19 protein-coding genes are annotated in these 19,987 nt (G+C 67.6%); 6 read left to right on the forward strand and 13 right to left on the reverse strand.

Annotation, left to right across the window (positions count from 1 at the left end):
* Positions 1-30 precede the first annotated feature (30 nt).
* From aroA to R2733_26525, 5 genes are all read right to left on the reverse strand, one after another.
* The gene (aroA, locus tag R2733_26505) at positions 31-1,308 is read right to left on the reverse strand and encodes a 3-phosphoshikimate 1-carboxyvinyltransferase (GenBank protein MEZ5380075.1); all 1,278 of its coding nucleotides are present in this window, start codon (positions 1,306-1,308) and stop codon (positions 31-33) included.
* A gap of 4 nt (positions 1,309-1,312) precedes the next feature.
* The gene (locus R2733_26510; GenBank protein ID MEZ5380076.1) at positions 1,313-2,269 is read right to left on the reverse strand and encodes an ABC transporter C-terminal domain-containing protein; all 957 of its coding nucleotides are present in this window, start codon (positions 2,267-2,269) and stop codon (positions 1,313-1,315) included.
* A 65-nt stretch (positions 2,270-2,334) separates the two neighbouring features.
* Positions 2,335-3,048 (reverse strand): VOC family protein, encoded by a 714-nt coding sequence (locus R2733_26515; protein MEZ5380077.1) that lies wholly within the window; start codon positions 3,046-3,048, stop codon positions 2,335-2,337.
* A gap of 21 nt (positions 3,049-3,069) precedes the next feature.
* Positions 3,070-4,260, reverse strand: a complete 1,191-nt coding sequence (ugpC, locus tag R2733_26520) for a sn-glycerol-3-phosphate ABC transporter ATP-binding protein UgpC (GenBank protein MEZ5380078.1) — start codon at positions 4,258-4,260, stop codon at positions 3,070-3,072.
* A 173-nt stretch (positions 4,261-4,433) separates the two neighbouring features.
* Positions 4,434-5,339 carry an N-acetylmuramoyl-L-alanine amidase gene (locus tag R2733_26525; protein ID MEZ5380079.1) on the reverse strand — a complete coding sequence of 302 codons (906 nt, stop codon included), beginning with the start codon at positions 5,337-5,339 and terminating at the stop codon, positions 4,434-4,436.
* Positions 5,340-5,429: 90 nt separating this feature from the next.
* On the opposite strand from R2733_26525, the gene R2733_26530 reads away from it, so the two are divergent.
* The gene (locus tag R2733_26530) at positions 5,430-5,675 is read left to right on the forward strand and encodes a hypothetical protein (GenBank protein MEZ5380080.1); all 246 of its coding nucleotides are present in this window, start codon (positions 5,430-5,432) and stop codon (positions 5,673-5,675) included.
* Between the two features lie 9 nt (positions 5,676-5,684).
* Here the strand turns inward: R2733_26530 and nudC are convergent, their stop codons facing one another.
* Positions 5,685-6,503: an NAD(+) diphosphatase gene (nudC, locus tag R2733_26535; protein ID MEZ5380081.1), complete on the reverse strand. Its 819-nt coding sequence runs from the start codon at positions 6,501-6,503 to the stop codon at positions 5,685-5,687.
* Positions 6,504-6,583: 80 nt separating this feature from the next.
* On the opposite strand from nudC, the gene R2733_26540 reads away from it, so the two are divergent.
* Positions 6,584-8,266 (forward strand): aminotransferase class V-fold PLP-dependent enzyme, encoded by a 1,683-nt coding sequence (locus tag R2733_26540; GenBank protein MEZ5380082.1) that lies wholly within the window; start codon positions 6,584-6,586, stop codon positions 8,264-8,266.
* 158 nt (positions 8,267-8,424) lie between these two features.
* On the opposite strand, the gene R2733_26545 is transcribed toward R2733_26540, so the two are convergent.
* From R2733_26545 to R2733_26555, 3 genes are all read right to left on the reverse strand, one after another.
* On the reverse strand, positions 8,425-8,601 hold the full coding sequence (locus R2733_26545; protein MEZ5380083.1) for a hypothetical protein: 177 nt from the start codon (positions 8,599-8,601) through the stop codon (positions 8,425-8,427).
* A 182-nt stretch (positions 8,602-8,783) separates the two neighbouring features.
* Positions 8,784-9,425: a response regulator transcription factor gene (locus R2733_26550; GenBank protein MEZ5380084.1), complete on the reverse strand. Its 642-nt coding sequence runs from the start codon at positions 9,423-9,425 to the stop codon at positions 8,784-8,786.
* Positions 9,422-10,663: a PspC domain-containing protein gene (locus tag R2733_26555; protein MEZ5380085.1), complete on the reverse strand. Its 1,242-nt coding sequence runs from the start codon at positions 10,661-10,663 to the stop codon at positions 9,422-9,424. The genes R2733_26550 and R2733_26555 overlap by 4 nt, the downstream gene beginning before the upstream one ends.
* A gap of 133 nt (positions 10,664-10,796) precedes the next feature.
* On the opposite strand from R2733_26555, the gene R2733_26560 reads away from it, so the two are divergent.
* The 3 genes from R2733_26560 (at position 10,797) to R2733_26570 (ending at position 14,398) form a co-directional block, all read left to right on the forward strand.
* Positions 10,797-12,374, forward strand: coding sequence for a PspC domain-containing protein (locus R2733_26560; protein MEZ5380086.1), 1,578 nt, complete (start codon positions 10,797-10,799; stop codon positions 12,372-12,374).
* Between the two features lie 86 nt (positions 12,375-12,460).
* The gene (locus R2733_26565; protein ID MEZ5380087.1) at positions 12,461-13,636 is read left to right on the forward strand and encodes an acyl-CoA dehydrogenase family protein; all 1,176 of its coding nucleotides are present in this window, start codon (positions 12,461-12,463) and stop codon (positions 13,634-13,636) included.
* 33 nt (positions 13,637-13,669) lie between these two features.
* Positions 13,670-14,398, forward strand: a complete 729-nt coding sequence (locus R2733_26570) for a GNAT family N-acetyltransferase (protein MEZ5380088.1) — start codon at positions 13,670-13,672, stop codon at positions 14,396-14,398.
* Positions 14,399-14,511: 113 nt separating this feature from the next.
* Here R2733_26570 and R2733_26575 read toward each other — a convergent pair whose 3' ends face one another.
* Both R2733_26575 and R2733_26580 read right to left on the reverse strand, forming a co-directional pair.
* The gene (locus R2733_26575) at positions 14,512-15,600 is read right to left on the reverse strand and encodes a potassium channel protein (protein MEZ5380089.1); all 1,089 of its coding nucleotides are present in this window, start codon (positions 15,598-15,600) and stop codon (positions 14,512-14,514) included.
* A 60-nt stretch (positions 15,601-15,660) separates the two neighbouring features.
* Positions 15,661-16,359 (reverse strand): hypothetical protein, encoded by a 699-nt coding sequence (locus tag R2733_26580; GenBank protein MEZ5380090.1) that lies wholly within the window; start codon positions 16,357-16,359, stop codon positions 15,661-15,663.
* Positions 16,360-16,380: 21 nt separating this feature from the next.
* Here R2733_26580 and R2733_26585 point away from each other — a divergent pair, with 21 nt between their 5' ends.
* Positions 16,381-17,091 (forward strand): hypothetical protein, encoded by a 711-nt coding sequence (locus R2733_26585; protein MEZ5380091.1) that lies wholly within the window; start codon positions 16,381-16,383, stop codon positions 17,089-17,091.
* A gap of 34 nt (positions 17,092-17,125) precedes the next feature.
* Here R2733_26585 and R2733_26590 read toward each other — a convergent pair whose 3' ends face one another.
* Positions 17,126-18,880 carry a PEP-utilizing enzyme gene (locus tag R2733_26590; GenBank protein MEZ5380092.1) on the reverse strand — a complete coding sequence of 585 codons (1,755 nt, stop codon included), beginning with the start codon at positions 18,878-18,880 and terminating at the stop codon, positions 17,126-17,128.
* 64 nt (positions 18,881-18,944) lie between these two features.
* A complete protein-coding gene (locus R2733_26595; GenBank protein ID MEZ5380093.1) occupies positions 18,945-19,781 on the reverse strand; it encodes a L,D-transpeptidase in 837 nt (278 codons plus the stop codon).
* Positions 19,782-19,987 lie beyond the last annotated feature (206 nt).

Genomic DNA, 19,987 nt, shown 5'->3' on the forward strand with positions numbered 1-19,987 from the left:
CGAGACTACTGCGCTGCCGGGCGCCGGACGTCAGCGCAGCTGATCGAGCTCGGCGAAGAAGTGGGGGAACGTCTTGGCCACGCACCCGGGGTCGGCGATCACGATGCCGGGATGGATCAGACCGAGAAGGGCAAAGCTCATGGCCATCCGGTGGTCGTCGTAGGTCTCGACGACACCGGGCTGGGGCACGCCGGGATGGATCGTCATACCGTCGGCGTCTTCGGCGGCATCGATACCTCGACGCGCCAACTCGGCGACGACGGCCGCGATCCGGTCGGTTTCCTTCCGGCGGATGAAGTCGATGCCGGTGATCACGGTCGGCGAATCGGCGAAGGTGGCGACCACCGCCAGGGTCTGTGCGGTATCGGAGAAGTCGGCCATGTCGACGGTGACACCGTGGAGTGAACCGGTGCCGCTGACCTCGGTCCAGTCGGGGCCCTGTGTGACCTCGGCACCCATGGATGCCAGGACATCGACGAAGGCCAGGTCGCCCTGGATCGAGTGCGATCCGAGGCCCTCGACCCGAACTCGCCCACCGGTGATCGCAGCAGCGGCGAAGAAGTACGAGGCGGCCGACGCATCGGGCTCGAGATCGATCGTGGTGCCGACGTAGCCGGTGTTCGCGATGGCAAAGGAGCGGTGGTCGTCGGCTTCGACCTCGGCGCCGAAGTGACGCATCGTCGCAATCGTGAGGTCGATGTAGGGCGCCGAGACCAGCTCGCCGTCGACATCGATCACCGTTGTTTCGTTGGCGCACGGCGCCGACAGCAGCAGACCGGACAGGAACTGGCTCGATACCGAACCCCCAACGTGCACGTGACCGCCGGCCCAGCCCCCGCCCTGCACGGTGATCGGGAGGGCGTCGCCCTCGCACCGAACGCCGAGCGTGGCGAGCGCCTCGGTCAGCTCACCGAAGGGCCGCGCCCGGAGTTGGTGGTGACCGTCGATGACGATCGAACCGGTGCCGTGGGCCAGCATCGGGAGGAGGAACCGGCCGGTGGTGCCGGACTGGCGGACGTCGATCGTGACATCGGAGCGAGGCACGACGCCGGCACAACCGACGACCCGCATGGTCTGGCCGGCCTCGTCGACGTCGATGACGATGCCGAGCGTTCGCAGCGCCTCGACCATGGCTTCGGTGTCGTCGGCGAACAGCGCACCCCGCAGGGTCGAGGTGCCGGTGGCGAGGGCCGCGCAGACGAGCGCCCGGTTGGTGTGGCTCTTCGAGCCCGGGATCGCGGCCTGGCGATCCGGGGGCGCGACCAGGGGCTCGATCGCGACCTGCAACCGTTGTTCCTCGACAGCCATCGGCTCAGAGTACGGCGTCGGCACCCTGGTCTGGCACGGCGGGCGGCCGCTCGGCCGCGACCCGCTCACGGAACGTCTCGAGTTCGGCCACGATGTCGGCCAGTTCGGCATCGAGCTGGCGGCGGTAGTCGATCCGGCTCCGGATGTCGTCGTTGGCAACGGCGGTGTCGGCCAGTCGGGCTCGGAGGTCGGCAACTTCCTGCTCGAGCATCTGGGCGGAGGCGACTCGGCCCTCGAGGAACCGGAGACGGTCGGCCGCATCGCTCGACAGCGCCGCCGGCGCGTGGTTGGTGGACACCGAGGGTGGGGTCGGCGCCGGGTCACACAAATCGATCACGGCCGGGTCGGTGCGAACATCGATGGTGGGCTCCGGGTCGTTGGAAGGGGTCGAGCGACTGGCGGAGGGTTCGTTCACCGGCGCGACAACGGGTTGCGGGCGGCGCCGGTCGACGACCACGCCAGCTCCGATCGGCGCGGCCGACGCAGTGCGGTGGGTCCCGGCCATGGCGAGCGATTCGACGTCGGCCCGGATGCGGTGGATCTGTTCCCGAGCCTCGGCGAGTTGGGCGTCTTTGGCTCGTACCAACCGCTGGAGCGAGGCGACTTCGGCCTCGGCGGCCGTGTTGGTACCGAAGTCGAAGTCGACCAGGCTGGCTGGCGACACCACGAGTTCCCGACCGAGGTATTCACGCGAGATCGTCTTGCGGAAGGCCTCGGGTTCGACCCCCGAGGCGTGGGCGACACCATCGAGCAGCTGGCGTTCCGACCGTAGCGCAGCACGAAGGGTGAGCACGGTGGCGCGGTCGTTGTCGCGTTCGACCACGACCGATCGCAGTCGGCGCTCGGCCCGCTGCGCCCGTTCGTCGTAGTCGATGAGGTCACGCCGGCTCGGTGAGACGCGGCTGCGCAGGAACCAGCCCAATGCCAGTCCGAGAACGCCTACGACCACGAGCCACGCCATGCCACTCCACCTTTCTGCCGACAAACTACTTCGTCGGCGAGGTGAGACGCACTCTGCGTGGGCGATCAGACGAAATTGATGCGGATTCCGACGTGCTCGACGGCGGTACCGGCGCGTGAGCGGTCGGTCGCGACGACGTCGATCGCGGTGACGCCCGGTCCCCGGTCGTCACCGGGCGAAGTGAAACGGATCGTTGCGTCGTCGAGCGTGATGGTGGCGACACCGTCGTCGCCGACGGCGACGGGCCGGGCGAGTGCTTCGCCCCACCGCTGTGCCGTGGCCACCGGGTCGTCGGCCTGCAGCTCGACCCCGACCAGGTCGGTGACGACGTCGGTGCGCTGATGATCACGCCACGACGGCCCGCCCCACGGCCATTCGGCCGGCTCGTCGGTACGGTCGATCGACACGATCGCCGAACCGAGGTCTCGAGGGTGCAGATGTAGGCCGACGATGCCGTCGGTGACCGCCTCGTAGACGACCCGCACGCCCATGGTGTCGAACCGCTCACGGAACGGTGCGAGATCATCGGTCTGGAGGATCACCATGTAGCCGCCATCGCCCTGGCGACGTTCGAGGAGCCGACCGGCGGTCGTGTTCTCCTGCGTGGGTGACACGATCTCGAGGAAGCGATCACCGATCAGGAACAGCGCGTTGTGCAGACCGAACGCGCCGACCCCGGGGTCGCGGAAGCAGATGTCGAGACCCAGGGCATCGCCGAGTTCGGTTTCGGACGTGGCGAGGTCGCTGGCGACGAGCGCCACTTGACGGAGTCGGAGCATCGGCGGTTCTTCGGCGCGTGCTCAGTCGCGGATGGCGAGGCCGGTCGCCTTGTCGAAGAAATGCATCCGACTGGTGTCCACTGCGATCTCGATGTCCTGACCGATCCGAGCCATCGACCGCGGCGAGAACCGACCCGAATACACCGCGTTGCCATCCGCATCACGCTGCTTCTCGATCGCATCCTCCCCCTCGAACTCCGCATCCATGATGCTGAACGGCTCCGCACCCAACGGGAAATGCACGATCACTTCCGCCCCCAACGACTCCAACAACAACACCTTCGACCGCAACCGACGATCCTCCGGCGTGTCCGGCACCAACGACACATCTTCCATGTCTTCCGGACGGATCCCGACCACCACCTCCTGCCCCATGAACGCCGCCAACCCCGGACGAGCCGCCACCACGTCTGCCGGCACCGACAACGTCTGATCCCCCACCGACACCGTCGGGGCATCCGCCGTCCCACCAAGGCGCGACACCATGATGTTCATCGACGGCGAACCAATGAACCCGGCAACAAACACATTGTCCGGCGAGTCATACAGATTCTGCGGCGTGTCCACCTGCTGCAAAAACCCGCGCTTGAGGACACACACCCGGTCCCCCATCGTCATCGCCTCCACCTGATCATGAGTGACATACACGGTGGTGACGCCAAGATCACGCTGCAACCCGGCGATCTCGGCCCGCATCTGCACCCGCAACTTCGCATCCAGGTTCGACAACGGCTCATCCATCAAGAACGCCTTCGGCTGGCGAACAATCGCCCGACCCATCGCCACCCGCTGCCGCTGACCACCCGACAACTGCCCCGGCTTGCGTTCCAAATTCTCGGTCAAATCCAGAATCGCCGCTGCTTTCGCCACCCGCTCCGCGATCTCCGCCTTCGGCACCTTCGCCAACTTGAGCGCGAACCCGATGTTCTCCGCCACCGTCATATGCGGATACAGGGCGTAATTCTGGAACACCATCGCGATGTCACGATCCTTCGGATGCACATCGTTCACCACCCGATCACCGATCAACATCTCACCCGTCGAGATCTCCTCCAGACCGGCGACCATCCGCAACGCCGTGGACTTGCCACAACCCGACGGACCCACCAACACCAAAAACTCGCCGTCCGCGATCTCCAAATTCAGATCATGAATCGCGTGATACCCATTCGGATACACCTTGTTGACGTCCTTGAGCACCACCGAGGCCATTGAGGCTCCATTCACGAGAGGGATGAGAGTCGACGGCGCACCTTAGCAGTGACGTATGTCTCGATGCGCTGCCGGGCCGCAGTAACTGCGGCACCAGCCAACCAGCCCAGCAGCCGGCCAGAACCAGGGCCAGGGTCCATGGACCCGATCGGCCACCGAGGACACGGTGGCGATCAGCGGCCGGTTCGTCGACGCCAGGCGATCAGTCCGCCGACGGCCCCGAGCCCCAACACCCCGGCGGCGCCGAGCGGGCCGAGGCTGCGCCCGCCGGTCGTATCGATCGGGGCAGCCGCCGACTCGGACTCGGTCGCTGCGACCGTGGGTCCGGTGGTCGATGTCGTGGTGGTGGGAGCGGCGGTCGTGGTTGGTTCGGCCGTCGTGGTGGGAGCAGCGGTCGTGGTCGCCGCCTCGGTGGTGCTGGTGGCTCGGGCGGCAGACCCCGCCGCGGTCGCTGCGGCCGGGATGATCGTTCGACCGATCAGCTCGAACGCGTGGTCGCCAGGGCACGTGGTCAGCGACATCTCTCGGTGACCGCTGATGGTCGACGTCGTGACCTCGACCCCGGCGTCCCAACGATTCGACCCTCGCGACACGAAGGTGGCGGTCTCGCCCGGGCCGAGGGCGATCCCGTAGCGGTCGGCGAGCCAGCCGAGCAAACGACTCAACGAGTCGACGGCCGCAGAGGTCGGCGCTTCCTCGTCGTGATTGCCGATCAGGCAGCACAGCAAGGCGAAGCCCTGGCTGCCACCGGTCGCCGAACCCTTGATCGGCTGATCGATCGAACCGGCCCGGGCCTCCCACACCCCACCGAAGCGGTCGACCATGAAGTTGTAGGCGATGTCGGGCCACCCCTTCTCGGGTCCGGTGTGGAAGGCGTAGAACGAGCGCAACTGCGGCACCACATCGGCCGGCTCGTAGTCGTTCGTCGATGCCGTGTGGTGCACGAGCAGGAACCGCACGTCGCCAGGAGCCTCGGCCTCGAGCGGGCCGGTCGGCTCGGCGTCGGCCCAGGAACTGCGAGGCGCAATCTCGAGCCCGGGGGCGACCGTGACGAACTCGACCTGACCGGAGTGGAGCATCGCGACCCAGCCTAGAGGATCGGAGATGTCGCCCGGGGTCCGAGTCCTCGGGTCGGCGTCGGCCGAGCCTCGCTCGCCTACGATGGCCGAGTGAGCTCGAACGACGACCACTTCGCCCTCGATGGATCCATCGCCTTTGCCGAGGTGCCCGCCGACCAGGTGCACCGCTGCCCTCGGTGCGACACCGAGGTGACCGAGCGGTTCTACGGTCCGTGCACCAGCTGCCGGGCCGAGCTCCGGGCGTCGCAGGGCAACGAGCAGATCGAGCGGGTCTCGGCCGAGTACGAACCGAAGATGAACGTCACGCCCAACGCCGTGGCGCTGAAGGACGACTGAAGGCGCCGTTCAGGCGGCGGTGACCCGCTGGACCCAGTCGTCGATCAGCCAACCGGCGATCGACATGCCGCCACGGGGTGCCGGCGGCAGTTCATCGGGGCCGTACCAGCCGGCTTCGACGATCTCCTCTTCCTGGATCGTGATCTCGCCACCGGCATAGCGTGCCGTGAAGCCGATCATGACCGAGTGCGGGAACGGCCAGGGCTGGCTTCCGAAGTAGGTGATGTCGCTGACCTCGATGCCCACCTCTTCACGCACCTCGCGGGCGACGCATTCCTCGAGGCTCTCACCCGGCTCGACGAAGCCGGCCAGGGCGCTGAAGAACCGCCCGGGGAAGCGGGCGCCCCAGGCCAGCAGCGCCTTGCCGTCGTCTCGCTCGACCAGCATGATCACCGCCGGGGTGAGTCGTGGGAACGCCTGCATCCCACACGACGGACACTCCTTGGCCCGGTCGATCGGATGCGGCTCGTTCTTGGTCCCGCACCGGCCGCAGTACTGATGATCCCGTTCCCAGGTGAGCACCTGGGAGGCCCGACCGGCCATGGCCCACTGCTCGTCGGGCACCGTGCCAAAGAGCGAGCGCAGGTTGACCCAGGTCGCGGTCTCGGCGTACTCGTCGGGCAGCTCGGGGTACTTCTCGGCGGCGACGGCGTAGATCGGCACCCCGTCGTCGAGCCCGAGCAGGTGGGTGACACCCGACGTCGGCGATTCGGCGGCGCTCGGGATGGCACCATCGACGACCAGCACCTGTTGCCGCTGGTCGAGGACGTACCAACGTGCGTCGAGGGCGGGCAGATGTTCAGGCAGGCTCACGCGGGGAACGAACACGGCGCCGAACCTAGCCGTCGATGCCCAACGCGACGAAATGGCCGCTTCGGCGGCCGATCGCCCGGGGCTATCGTGGCTCCATGACGACGCCTTCGGTCGAGACGCTGATCGAGACGATCCGTTCGTCGGTGATCGGTGCCGACGACGTGGTCGATGGACCGTTCGGCCCTCGGCCGGTCGTCTACGCCGACTACACCGCCTCGGGTCGCTCGCTGTCGTTCGTCGAGGACTACCTGCGCTCGGCGGTCCTGCCGCTCTACGCCAATACCCACACCGAGTCGTCGGGCACCGGACTGCAGACCACGAGGTATCGCGAAGAGGCCCGGTCGATCATCGCCTCGTGTACGGGCGCCACCGACGACCACGTCGTGTTGTTCTGCGGCAGCGGCTCCACCTATGCGATCGACAAGCTGATCGGTGTGCTCGGCCTGCGGGTGCCGTCGAATCTCGAGGATCGCTGGCACGTCACGGCCACCATTCCGCCCGAGGAGCGCCCGGTCGTGTTCATCGGCCCGTTCGAGCACCACTCCAACGAGGTCCCTTGGCGCGAGTCGATCGCCGATGTGGTGACGATCGCCGAGACCGCCGACGGGCACGTCGACATCGACCATCTCACGCAAGAGCTCGAACGTCATGCCGAGCGACCGCTGAAGATCGGCTCGTTTTCGGCAGCATCGAACGTCACCGGCATCCTCACCGACACCGCCGCCGTGTCGGCCACGCTGCACCAGCACGGGGCGCTCGCCTTCTGGGACTTCGCAGCGGCCGCGCCCTACGTCGACATCGACATGGGTCCGGCCGACCTCGATACCAGCTACGACGCCGTGTTCCTGTCGAGCCACAAGCTGATCGGCGGCCCCGGCACACCGGGCATCCTCGTCGCCAAGCGATCCCTGTTCGACAACCGGGTGCCGGTCGTGCCCGGCGGCGGCACGGTTGCCTACGTCAATCCCGAGGAGCACGACTACCTCACCGACATCGCCCATCGTGAGGAGGGCGGCACGCCGGCCATCGTCGAGTCGATCCGGGCCGGCCTCGTCTTCCAGCTGAAAGCGGCGGTTGGCGTCGACGAGATCCGTCGACGCGAGGAGCGCTTCGTGGCCAAGGCCATTGAGGCGTGGGACGCCACCCCGAACATCGAGATCCTCGGCAGCCACGACGCTGAACGACTGTCGATCGTGTCGTTCGTCATCCGTCATGGCGACCGCTACCTCCACCACAACTTCGTGGTGGCGGTCCTCAATGACCTGTTCGGGATCCAGGCCCGGGGTGGCTGTTCGTGTGCCGGACCCTACGGTCACCGCCTGCTCGGCATCGACCTCGACCGGTCCCATGCCTTCGAGCGTGAGATCACGAGCGGGTGCGAGGGCATCAAGCCCGGCTGGGTCCGTGTCAACTTCAACTACTTCATCGACGACGAGACCTTCGACTACCTCATCTCGGCCGTCCGCCTGGTGGCGACCAAGGGGGCCGGGCTGCTGCCGTGCTACACGTTCGAACCCGGCTCGGGTCTGTGGCGCCACTGCGACGCCGACCAGCGATCACCGTTGATGTCCTTGCGCGAGATCGACTACGGCAGCGGGGCGATGTCGTATCCCGACCGGCGACGTCAGATGCACGACCGCAGTCTCGCCCATTTCACCGAGCTGGCCGAGGCCGAACTTGACCAGGTCCGCTGCCGACCCGGCGCTCCGCAACCGGCGCCGCAGACCACCGCCGACTTCGAATCGCTGCGCTGGTTCCCCTACCCCCACGAAGCCTGAACTCTCGGCTCCTGAGCTCACCCAAGCACAACTCTCGGCTCACCAGCCCACTTCCGGGCTCGGGAGCCGAAGGTTCGCTCATCGTGGGCTCGGGAGCCGAGCGTTCGCGCACCTGTCGCTCGCTGCTCACCCTTGGGCGAAGGGCGAGGGTTTGCTGATCAGAGGGCCTGGGCGATCTGGCGGAGCAGATAGAGGATGCCCAACCACATCGGTGCGCTGAGGGCAGCACCCATTGCGATGCCTCGAGCCGGTCCTGCGGTGACGGGCGTGGCGGCGGCCTCTTGGGCTCCCGTCGAGGTCGATGGCTGGGCAAGTGGAGTGATGGTGCTGGTCATGCGTACCTTTCACAACGAACGGAGTCCCGCCAAGGACCCCGGCACACCCTCATATGCCGAGCCACCACCGAGGTGGTAGGTAAATCAACCTAGCTGAGACGTTCGTCACCCGTCAACGCGCCCCGCCATCCTTGACCGAGCCTTTGCCACTTCGTGGTCCGCCCGTTGCGTTTCCGCCCAGCTCAGAGCATGCGACGCCGAGCGGCCCAGCTGGTCAGTTCATGCCTCGATGACAGCTGCAGCTTCCGCAGCACCGCCGACGCGTGGGTCTCGACCGTCTTGATCGAGATGGAGAGCCGCCGGGCGATCTCTTTGTAGGCATAGCCCCGGGCCAACAGACGCATGACCTCTTGTTCACGTGGAGACAATCGGTCGAGTTCGGGGTCGACCGGTTCCGGAACCTCGGCCGAGAAGGCGTCGATCACGAAACCGGCAAGCCGAGGTGAGAAGACGGCGTCGCCCTCGGCCACCCGGCGAACGGCGTCGATGAGCTCGGGTCCCTTGATCGACTTCGTGACATAGCCCCGAGCACCGGCTCGGATGACGGCGATCACGTCGTCGGGTGCGTCGGACACCGAGAGCGCCAGGAACGCCGTTTCGACGTTGCGACCGGCGACCGCTCGGATGACGTCGCTTCCCGTCCCCGACGGGAGGTGGACGTCGAGCAGCACGACATCGGGCGGACGGTCACAGATCACGTCGACCGCCTCGGCAACATCGCCTGCCTCACCGACGACGTAGACGGCGTCTCCCAGCTGGGCCCGCACGCCGGCCCGCACCAGATCGTGGTCATCGACCAGGACGACGGTCGGTTGGAAACTCATGGCTGGCTCCTCATGGGGTGGGCGTCCGAGCTACCGGCGCTCGAGGTGTCGGATCGACGGGGTAGGCGGAGTTCGACCTCGGTCCCCTCGCCCGGCGCCGTGACGATGATCGCCGATCCACCGATGCGTTGCATGCGTTGCTGGATCGAGTGGCGAACCCCCTGGCGATCATCGGGAATGGCGCTGAGCTCGAACCCGGTGCCGGCATCTCGTACGAACGCTTCGATGGCGTCGGGCTGCACCTCGACGTAGATGTCGATCCGCTCGACGCCGGCGTGCTTGGCGCTGTTCACGGCCGCCTCGCGCACCGCCGACAGCATCGATCCGACCCGGGCGTCGATGAGGCAATCGCCTACCACGACCGCATCGATCGTGATGCCGTGGAGATCCTCGAGGTCGCTGATCAGGTCGTCGAGTTGACCCCGGACACTTCCACCCTCGCGATGGACCCGATCGGGATCGAGCCAGTTCCGTAGCTCGCGCTCCTGGCGGCGGGCGAGTCCGACCATCTTCTGGGGGTCGTCGGAGTGGCGTTGGATCAGCGACAGGGTCTGCAACACCGAGTCGTGGATGTGGGCGGCCACCTCGGCCCGCTCCTCGGATCGGACCCGAGCCTGACGTTCGGCGTCGAGGTCGGCCAGGAGTCGCCACCACCAGGGCGCCGACAACGCAAGGAGCGCGCCCCCGATGCCGACACCGATCGCGAGTCCGGCCGACGCCTGGGCCCAGTCGGAGAACGGCCGGACGAGGAGGAGGACGGCGGTGCCGATGAGCACGAGTCCGCCGACGGTCTGGGCGACCTGGATCGGCCGGGCAATCGGCTTGGCCGAAGCGTTCGGACGACGTCGCTGCCACAGCACGATGATGCCGAGGGCCAACAGGCCGAGCGGCCACACGAGCCAGTTGGGCAGGCCGAAGAGCCGCTCGAACAGGGCGTAGCCACCGAGGGTGGCCAGCGCGAAACCGACCAGGCGCTCTCGACCGTTGCGGGCCTTCGGGATTCGAGCGACCTCTGGACGCTGGTGGACGTACTGGTCGATCGCCAGCCAGCCCCACACCACGGCGTAGAGGAGTGCTCCCCATCCGCCGGCGGTGAACAGCGCAACGAAGGCGAGACGAACCCAGAAGACGTCGAGGCCGAGCTCGCTGGCGATGCCGGCCGAGACCCCGCCGACCAGACGGTCACGGCGTTCGATGGCAGGCACCTGCCAATAGCGATCGCTGGGTACGGCTCTCATGACCGTTGCATGATCGCACGACCGAGGATCGATCCAAATCAGGGCAAACCCTGAGTGCACCCGAGACGCATTCAGGGAAGAGTGGGGTGGCCCACCGATGGTTGGCCGAGCCGGCCCGATCGACACTCGAACCATGACCGACCTCCACTCCCCCCAACCCGACGACGATTCCCCCTCCAACGACGAGACCTCGACCGAGTCGAGCACCGGTCTCGATCACCGCGATGCCCCCGAGCCCGCAGCGACCGACGAGACGCCGGCCACTGGCGCCTTGGACGTCGATGGTGCCGCCCTGCTCGAGGCTGCCGCCCGACTGGATGATCCGCTCGCCGAGGAGCCGACCGACGCCGGGGCCGAGTCCGTCACCGGCGAAATCGGCATCGACAGCGAAGCTGATGCCGACCCGATCGAAGATGCCACCTCGGGCGGCAACGACCCCGCCGGCAGCGATCCGTTCGATGGCGAGTCGGCAGGAGCCGAACCGGGCGAGCCCACCGCAACCACACCGCCCCCAATGGATCCGCCGCCGATGGATCCGCCGCCACCGCTTCCTCCGGTCCGCCGCCTTCGTCGGGCCGAGGGCAGTTCCGGCCCCGGCGTCGCCGCCGGCATCGCTCGCTACTTCGGCGTCGAGACCGGCCTGGTCAAGGCGGCGTTCGTCGTCGCCAGCTTCTTCGGCGGCCTCGGCATCTTCGTGTACATCGCCGGTTGGGCCCTCATCCCTCGTGACCGACACCCCGACCCGCGTCCAGTCGTGCTGAACGGCAGCGTCGCCGGCATCGTGATCGGCACGCTCGCCATGGTGGGTGCCGTCTCGGTGGCCTTCGGTGCCGGTGGAGCCGCCGGGAGCCTGCTCGCTCCGGCCCTGCTCATCGGCATCGGCTTCTACCTGCTCGATCAGCGGTCCACGCCACAGGTGATCACCGACGCTCCCACGCAACCGGCCAGCCGCCCGTCGTGGATCCCACCGCTCACCACCACCCCGCTGCCGCCGTCGACCACCCACGCCTACGCAGCAACCGCGGCTCCCGCGCCGCAGTGGGGCACGGTGCACACCGATCCCGCACCGCCGGTCGCGACCAAGCCGAAACCGCCGGTTACTGCGGTGACCATGGCCATCACCGCCGTCGTCGTGGCCGCCATGATCGCCCTCGACCAGTTCACCGGGGTCGACATCAGCGTGCCACAGATGTTCGGCACCGCCCTCGCCATCATCGTCACCGGCATCATCGTCAGCCTGTTCGTCGGCCGAGCGCTGGGCCTGTGGTTCGCCGGCATCATCGCTCTGATCGGTCTTGGCGTGTCGCCGATCGCCGTCGCCATCACCGTCGACGGTGTCGGCTCTCGTGAGTACCGAGTGCTCGACGGCGAGTCGCTCCTGCCGAGCTACGTCCTCGGCACCGGCGAGCTGATCATCGACCTGCGCGATGCCGAGTTCACCTCCGACGCCGCCACGACGATCGACCTCGATGCCGGCTCGATCGTGGTGTACCTCCCCGACGATGTCACGATCGATCTCGACGCCACCGCTCGCTTTGGCGTCGTGACGGCCCCGATCAAGACCACCGACGGGGGCTTCGGCATCACGCTCGAAGAGGTCTCCGGCTCAAGCTCGGAGATCCAGCGGATCTACAGCGCACGCGAGGGTGCCCCCACCGTCTCCATCGACGCCGACGTCCGCTTCGGGTCGATCGAGATCCGACAGGGCTGACCCTGGTCTCGCCCGGCCCGCCGGTCGGGACTAGGTTCGCTGCCGGGAACGCCACCACCCGGGGCGTTCGACCGATCGGGACCACCATGTCGATCACGCAGCACACCCGAGCAGTCGTCGATCACCAGGCGTTGACCGCAGTCGCGGTCGACGCCGGTCGTCGTTCGGGCGAGATCGAGTCGTTGCGACGACTGCCCGCCGACATCGTCGACGGACTGATCGACTCCTGTGTCATGCGACTCTGGGTGCCGGCCCGCTACGGCGGTGTCGAGGGATCGGTCGCCGACCTGATCGACGTGCTCGACGCCGTCAGCTACCACGACGGTGCGACCGGCTGGTGCATCATGATCGCCAACACCACCGCCCTGAACGGCGGTTTCCTCGATCCGGTCTTTGCCGAGGAGATCTACGGCGATCCTCGTGCGGTGACCGGAGGCTTCGGCATGCCCGCCGGCACCGGAGTGGCCGTCGACGGCGGTATCCGGGTCACCGGTCAATGGGCATGGGGCTCAGGCTCGCATCACTGCACCTGGGTCGGGGGCGGGGTCCGCATCGTCGACGACACCGGCACGCCGACGAAACTGGCCGACGGCACCGCCGCCCCGTTCGTGTACTTCGACCGCAGCGACGTCGAACTCCTCGACACCTGGCACGTGATGGGACTCAAGGGCACCGGCTCGACCGACTACCAGGTCGACGACGCCTTCGTTCCCACCGGTCGTTGGGTGTCGTTCGCCGCCGGACCCGAGCCTGTGGTCGACAGCCCGCTCTATCGCTTCTCGTTCCTCGGCGCTCTCGGGGTGGGCGTCGCCAGTGTGACCCTCGGACTCGCTCGTCGAGCCATCGACGAGTTGGTGCTATTGGGCGACAAGAAGCCTCAGGGGTCGTCTCGGTCGCTGTCCGAACGAGCCACCGTGCAGGCCGATCTGGCGGCGGCGGAGGCCGCGGTCCGCTCGGCCTCGGCGTTCATCCACGAGGTGGTCGCCGAGTGCTGGGACGCCGCCGAACACCAGGGCGAGATGTCGGGCGAACAAAAGCGCCTGCTGCGACTGGCAGCCAACAACGCGGCCGAACGGAGCGCCCACGCCGTTGGGCTGTGCTACCGAGCAGGCGGTGGGTCGGCGCTGTATGAGACCTCGCCGCTCCAGCGGGTGTTTCGCGACGTCAATGTCGCCACTCAGCACGGCATGATCGCGCCTCGACTCCTCGAACCGCTCGGTCGCATGCGGTTCGGTTTGCCGACCGACACCCGCCAGTTCTGACCGACCCAACGACCCTCCAGCGGAACCACCTGCATGAACGCACGACGCCACATCCCGACCGGCGACGACGGCAGCCTCCCCGAACGGCTCGCTCGTCACCTCGACGAATGGCTCGGTCAGTGGCGTCCACCGGGTGAGGGCGAGCTGATCGTCGTCGGCTCCGAGAAGCGCACGCAGCCCGGCTGGGATGGCACGATTCGGCCCTTCGTCGGCATCGAAACCCTGAGCGGTGCGGTGCTGAGCGTGCCGCCGGAGCGGGTCGCCGCCGTCCGGGCGCTGGGCGACGATCTCGACACCGTTGGTGCTCGCCTCGGCGATGCCCTCGGCCTGATCGATCACCGCTTCGGTCGTGGGATCTACCGCTGGTCGACCAACCCCGCTCCACCCGACCCGAATCGACTCGGCCTGTGGCTCCCGACGACCGACCCGCGAGTGCTGCCGTGGCTTCGCCCGTTCAATGGCGATGTGCTGGTCGGCTTCGACGCCCCCGACCTCGCCTCGGGCACGAGCCAGGTCGCGGCCGGCGTGGGCCGCAAACAGCATGACCAGCACGGTCACGAGCTCGCCGTGGTGACCGAGGAGGGCCACCGGGGCAAGGGTTGGGCTGCCAGCCTGGTCTCCCAGGCCGCCCGGCGGGTGCTCGACGACAGGGCGATCCCGATCTACCTGCACGCTCCCGACAACCGTGCCTCGGCCAAGACCGCCGACGCCTGCGGCTTCCCCGACCGAGGCTGGCGCATCCTCGGCCTCTTCCGCACCTGACCCACACTCCACACCCCAAACCCGAACCCCAAAACCCACCGCAACTTTGGAGAGTTGATGCCGCTCAGAGGTACGAAAACGCCAAAGTTGCTGGGGTTTGGTGGGGTTTGGGGTCAGACCACGGCGCGGAGGCGGGCGAGTTCGGCGGCCGAGCCGAGGGCGATGATCACGTCGCCACCGTGGAGTTCGGTCGTCGGCGCCGGATTGGTGTGGTAGCGGCCGTCGCCCTGACGGATGGCGATGATCAGCGAACGGCGACCGTCTTCGGCCCGCAGGTCCATCAACGACCGGCCCCGCATCGGCGAATCATCGGGGACGACGACCTCGTGCACCGCCACGTCGTGACCCTCGTCGTGCAGCACCTCGTCGAGGAACTCCGCCACATGGGGCTGGAGCGCCAGTGCGGCCATGCGAGATCCGCCGATCTCGTGCGGGTTGATCACCCGGTCGGCGCCGGCCTGCAGCATCTTCGACTCGTTCTTCTGGTCGTTGGTCCGGGCGACGATGAAGATGTCGGACCGGAGGGCCCGGGCGCTGAGGCAGACGAAGAGGTTGTCGGCGTCGTGGTCGAGAGCGGCGATGATGGTCTTGGCCCGCCCGATGCCGGCCGCCCGCAGGACATCGTCGTCGGTGGCCTCGCCGATCACGATCGCCACGTCCGCCTGGTCTTCTTGCGGCTCGCGGTCGATGATGACCACCTCGCCGCCCGAGCGGCGCACGAACGTGGCGACCGAGTTCCCGACCCGGCCCCAGCCGCAGATGATCACATGGTTCTCGAGCGTGTCGATCGACTTGAGCATGCGTCGTCTCCTGAGTTCGTCGTTGAGGCTGCCCTCGATGAGGGTGTCGACCAGGACACCGAGGGTGTAGAGCACACTCGCCGTTCCGACCACGGCGATGAAGATGGTGAAGGTTCGGTAGCGGGCGATGTTGGTGTCGGTCATCCCCAGCTCGGTGAAGCCGACCGTCGTGATCGTGATGACGGTCTGGTAGATCGCATCGAGCCACGACAAGCCGAGGAGGCGATACCCCACCCAACCGATGATCACCACGAGGTTCACGGCGAGGACGCCGTACACCACCCGCTGCCACGGATCGCGAGACGACGGTCGCTTCCACACCGGGGCGTCGTCGGAGGCGAGCGGCCGCCGCTGGCCGACCCGCAGCCGACCGAGCAGGATGCGGGTGGGGTAGGTCGGCACGACGCTGATCGTAGAGCCAATCGGGCGCTGACCTGAGGAATCCACCCGAGTGGGTGCCACTCACCCCGCCGGAACGGTCGACCAGAGGGCGAGCGCCGTGAGGGTGCCTGCCGGGATCTCGGTGAACCCTCCATCGTGGATCGAGACATCGGCGAGCGGTCGCAGTTCCTCCCACAGCGCCGGGGTGGCGTGAATGACTCGGACGGGACGACCGGCGTCGTTCCACGCAGACACGAGACCAGGGTCGGCCTGTTGCCACGCCAGCTGGCCGGCGTGAGCGCACTGAGCTGCCCGCTTGCCCCAGCTCATGGTCACCTCCGGGGTCAGCACCACCCACAGCATCGGCGAACCCTCGACCTCACCCTCAGGTCGAGGTAGAGCGTCGAGGCGGGCTGGTTCGTCGAGATCGGTCGACTGGATCTGGAGTTTGGCCAATGCCGCGGGAGCCTGGTCGAGCGGCCCGGGAACGAAGGCACGCACCTCGGCGCTGCGGTGCCGCACCGTGACACCGTCGGGTTCTTGAGCCCGCTCCCACGCCGACGCTCTCCCCCGGCGCATGATCTTGCGGATCCGAGCGCCGTTCCACGCGGCCACGGCGTCGTGCCAAATGCCTCCGGGACGACTGCGCTCGTCGTCGAGCAGCTCGACGGTGGCGAGGACCGCCGCCTCGCAGATGTCGCTCACCGTGGGTGGTGTCGACTTCTCGACGCGCGCGAGTTGGAGGGCGAGCGGTGAACTCGTCGGGTCCTCGTCGGTCATGGTCGATCACCCTACGATGCGGTGATCGATCCCACCGCACCATCGTCGACGACCGAGCCGGCCGCCGCTCCGGCCCCCCACATCGGGACGCTCAACGAAGGCTCGCTCCACGCCGCGCTCAAGACCCACTACGCCCGCCCCGGCGATCGTTTCGAGGTCCCGCTTCGCGGCTTCGTGATCGACATCGAGCGGGGCGATCAGCTGATCGAGATCCAGACGGGGTCGTTCGGGGCCATGGGCAACAAGCTCGACCGCCTACTCGGCGACCACCGGGTCCTGCTCGTGTATCCGGTTGCCGTCGAGACCCGGTTGGTCCGACCCGACACGCGGCCTCGCCGCTCCCCCAAACGAGGCTCGGTGTATCAACTGTTCGACGAACTGGTGTCGATCCCGACCCTCATCGATCACCCGAACCTCACGCTCGACGTGGCGCTCGTGAAGATCGATCGGGTCCAGCGACACGACCCTCGGGCTCGACGGGGTCGCGGTGGCTACCGGACGGTCGACAAGGTGCTCACCGAGCTGGTCGGCGTCGAGCGGTTCGACACCGTCGACGACCTGCGTCGGCTTCTCCCGCTCGACCTACCCGAGGAGTTCACCACCGCCGACCTTGCGGCCGGCGGTGGCTTCGATCGGGCGAGCGCTCAGAAGATGGCGTACTGCTTCGTCCCCCTCGGGGTCTTCGAGCAGATCGGACGCACCCGGGCCGGCTACCACTACCGCCTGCGCTGAACGCCGACGGTCGTGGCGCCGGCCACGTCGCCGATCAGGGTAGCTCGATGATGGTGACCGCTCCCGAGTCGCCGTCGACCTCGATGAGGGCACCGTCGGGAATGCGCTTGGTGGCGTCGGTGGCCGACACCACGCACGGGATGCCCAGCTCACGGCTCACGATGATGGCGTGCGACAGCGCGGCGCCGACGTCGACGACCACGCCGGCGGCCGGAACGAACAGCGGGGTCCACGACGGATCGGTGAGCGGTGCCACCAGGATGTCGCCGGGGGCGAGCGCCGAAGGATCGTGGGAGTTGGTGACCACCCGAGCGATGCCCCGCGACTTGCCGGGGCAGCCGGGCATGCCCTGGACCACCTCGCCGGCGGTGGTGAGGTCGTAGACCACATCACTCCGTCGGGGGTACTCGCTCATCGGACCGGGCCGGCCGACGAAGAGGAACGGCTCCTGGAGTCCGGACACCTCTTGAAGGAGTGCGTCGCGCTCGTTGAGGGTGTCGAGCCAGCCTTCGGGGCTGTCGATGAACTGGTCGAGCTCGGGCCGGGTGAGGAGGCCGTAGGAGTTGACCTTCGGGAAGTGGCCGGCCTCGACGGCACGGCGGCCGATCTCGACCAGTGCCATCCGCAACTCGTGGACGAGCTTGATGCAGTTGGTCTTGGTGCGCTCCCGGCCGGGCATGAACACCTTGGCCGAGCTGAGGGCTGCCATGAACTGGCCGTGGGTCTCGGGATCGCCCTCGACCATGGCCGCGATCTCGGCACTGAGCCGTTCGCGGTCGGCCGCCAGCTCGCTGTTGTGCCCTTGGGGTGAGGCCGATTCCGGCGAGAGCCGCATGCGGTCGATGGCCGCGAGGGCGAGGTCGGGGTCGGTCTCCCACGTGGGGGAACGGGTCTCCCACTCGTTCGGGCCACGGCAGCCGTAGGCGAAGCTGAAGTCGCCGAACTCCGACAGGAAGTTGTCGACATCCGGATCGCCGGCCGCAGCCTGCAGCCGTGCGTGCAACCCGGTCACGCCCTGGTCGAACATCGCCGACAGCGTGGGTGACGCGGCAGCGGTACGACCCAGGTTCCGCATCGCCATGGAGGGAGCGGCCGACTCGACGTCGCCGACACCGGCGATGAGCCGGAGCGTGTCCTCGGGGCGACCGACGGCGGCGCAGACGGCGGTGATGATGCCGATCGGCACCGAGGCGAGGAAGGTGATGTAGATGTGCTGGGCGAACAGGTTCTCGAAGTGGGTGTCGGCGAGGTCCATCGCATAGTCGAACAGCTCGCGATTGCTCATGGTCGAGAAGTCGGGACGGTTGGCCCGTAGGCCGTTGACGATCTGCTCCTCGGCCAGCACCTCGGGCAGGTTCGGGGTGGTGAGCACCCAACCGAACGTCTCGCCGATCTTGGCGGTGAGCTCCTCGCGATCGAAGCCGGGCTTCACCACGAACTCGGGGACACCGGGCGCATCGCCGAAGAACGCATCGTCGATGTCGGAGGCGGTCATCCCCGGCGCCCGGTGACCGAGCATGCGCAGCGCCGAGGCGTTGAGATAGCAATAGCCGTTGACCACGCCGAGGAAGACGCATTCGTCGTCGGGCAGCTCGTCGGGCGTCATCACCCCGATCTTGTAGTAGGCTCGGCGGAAGCCCATCTCGGAGCCGCCCAGGCCGTTCTCGTTCTCGAAGTAGAAGAACGACAGCGGGGCGACCGGATCGGGGAACACCTCACCGACATTCGCCCGGGTGTAGAAATCGAATTCCTCGCTCAGGTCGGTCTCGACCAGCCAACTGTCAACCACGTGGGGGCTCCCCTTCTCGATGTGAACACCGAGAAGTTAGCGCCCGTTGTGACTGTCGTCACGTTCAGTCGTGGATGACCACCGGCGATCCGACCGGCACGAGCGAGGCAACGATCGTGATGTCGTCGTTCGAGAGTCGCACACAGCCCAGGGAAACGGCCGATCCGAGCTTGTCTGGCTGGGAGGTGCCGTGGAGCGCCACCACGGCCTGACCACCGTTGATCTCGTCGATCTGCTCGCTGAACGCCGAGAGCGCGAGCACCCACGGTCCGTAGACCGACTGCTCGTCCCACGGGATGGCGTCGCGCAGGAACCACTCGCCCACCGGTGTCGGGTACTCGTCGCGCCCAACCGCGCCGATGGTCTGGAAGACCAGGTCGTCGCCGTCGTAGATCGACACGAGACGATCCGAGACATCGATGTCAACGTGGATCGTGGTGGTCGAGAAGGTGACGTCGGCTTTGCGGACCCATCCGGTGGAACCGTTCGGACGGACCGGGACCTTCACGTGCACCCAGTCCTCGGACTCGCCGATCACGAGGAAGGTGCGGGGACCGCCGAACTCGGTGGGGATGCCGAGTCGCCATGCGGGCACAGCCGTGTCGTCGGGGGCGGCGTAGATGTCGATCACCGTGGCGTGATCGAGCGACGTGGCGATGAGCACCCCGTCGCCCTCGGCCGGCATGAGCGGTTGCCACGCCGGAGCGACGACCGTCGAGGTGGTGGTGGCCACGGTCGTCGGGGTGGTCGTGGTCGAGGGCTGGTCGGCAAAGAACGTGGCGTTGTCGAGCGACTCTTCGAGCGGTTGGTCTCGGGTGACGGTGAAGGCAGCCAACAGCGCAACCGCAGCTGCGGCCAACATGGTGGCCACGAGGGTCGGCCGACGATTCGACGATGTCATGCTCGTCCCTCGGTCCGACGATGTCACGCTCGTCCCTCGGTCCGACGTTGCCACGCTCACCTCCCTCCCGCGATCCGAATCCGAACCACCCAGGCATCGGACGGAAACGACCCGATCATAAGCCCGACGTCACCGAGACCGCCCTTCGGCGTGACAATCGACGGAACAGGCGCAAGAGTGTGCCATCGACCCCCATCGCCCGAGAC

It is taken from the genome of Acidimicrobiales bacterium (genome assembly GCA_041394265.1).
Lineage (GTDB): Bacteria > Actinomycetota > Acidimicrobiia > Acidimicrobiales > SZUA-35 > JBBQUN01.

Bases quoted from the DNA above. Each gene is read 5' to 3' on its own strand.
- R2733_26525 (MEZ5380079.1), bottom strand. From the start codon at position 5,339: ATGCTCCACTCCGGTCAGGTCGAGTTCGTCACGGTCGCCCCCGGGCTC.
- R2733_26580 (MEZ5380090.1), bottom strand. From the start codon at position 16,359: ATGACCGACGAGGACCCGACGAGTTCACCGCTCGCCCTCCAACTCGCG.
- R2733_26510 (MEZ5380076.1), bottom strand. From the start codon at position 2,269: ATGGCGTGGCTCGTGGTCGTAGGCGTTCTCGGACTGGCATTGGGCTGG.
- R2733_26565 (MEZ5380087.1), top strand. From the start codon at position 12,461: ATGTCGATCACGCAGCACACCCGAGCAGTCGTCGATCACCAGGCGTTG.
- aroA (MEZ5380075.1), bottom strand. From the start codon at position 1,308: ATGGCTGTCGAGGAACAACGGTTGCAGGTCGCGATCGAGCCCCTGGTC.
- R2733_26540 (MEZ5380082.1), top strand. From the start codon at position 6,584: ATGACGACGCCTTCGGTCGAGACGCTGATCGAGACGATCCGTTCGTCG.
- R2733_26595 (MEZ5380093.1), bottom strand. From the start codon at position 19,781: ATGACATCGTCGAATCGTCGGCCGACCCTCGTGGCCACCATGTTGGCC.
- R2733_26560 (MEZ5380086.1), top strand. From the start codon at position 10,797: ATGACCGACCTCCACTCCCCCCAACCCGACGACGATTCCCCCTCCAAC.
- R2733_26545 (MEZ5380083.1), bottom strand. From the start codon at position 8,601: ATGACCAGCACCATCACTCCACTTGCCCAGCCATCGACCTCGACGGGA.
- ugpC (MEZ5380078.1), bottom strand. From the start codon at position 4,260: ATGGCCTCGGTGGTGCTCAAGGACGTCAACAAGGTGTATCCGAATGGG.
- R2733_26515 (MEZ5380077.1), bottom strand. From the start codon at position 3,048: ATGCTCCGACTCCGTCAAGTGGCGCTCGTCGCCAGCGACCTCGCCACG.
- R2733_26570 (MEZ5380088.1), top strand. From the start codon at position 13,670: ATGAACGCACGACGCCACATCCCGACCGGCGACGACGGCAGCCTCCCC.
- R2733_26555 (MEZ5380085.1), bottom strand. From the start codon at position 10,663: ATGAGAGCCGTACCCAGCGATCGCTATTGGCAGGTGCCTGCCATCGAA.
- R2733_26550 (MEZ5380084.1), bottom strand. From the start codon at position 9,425: ATGAGTTTCCAACCGACCGTCGTCCTGGTCGATGACCACGATCTGGTG.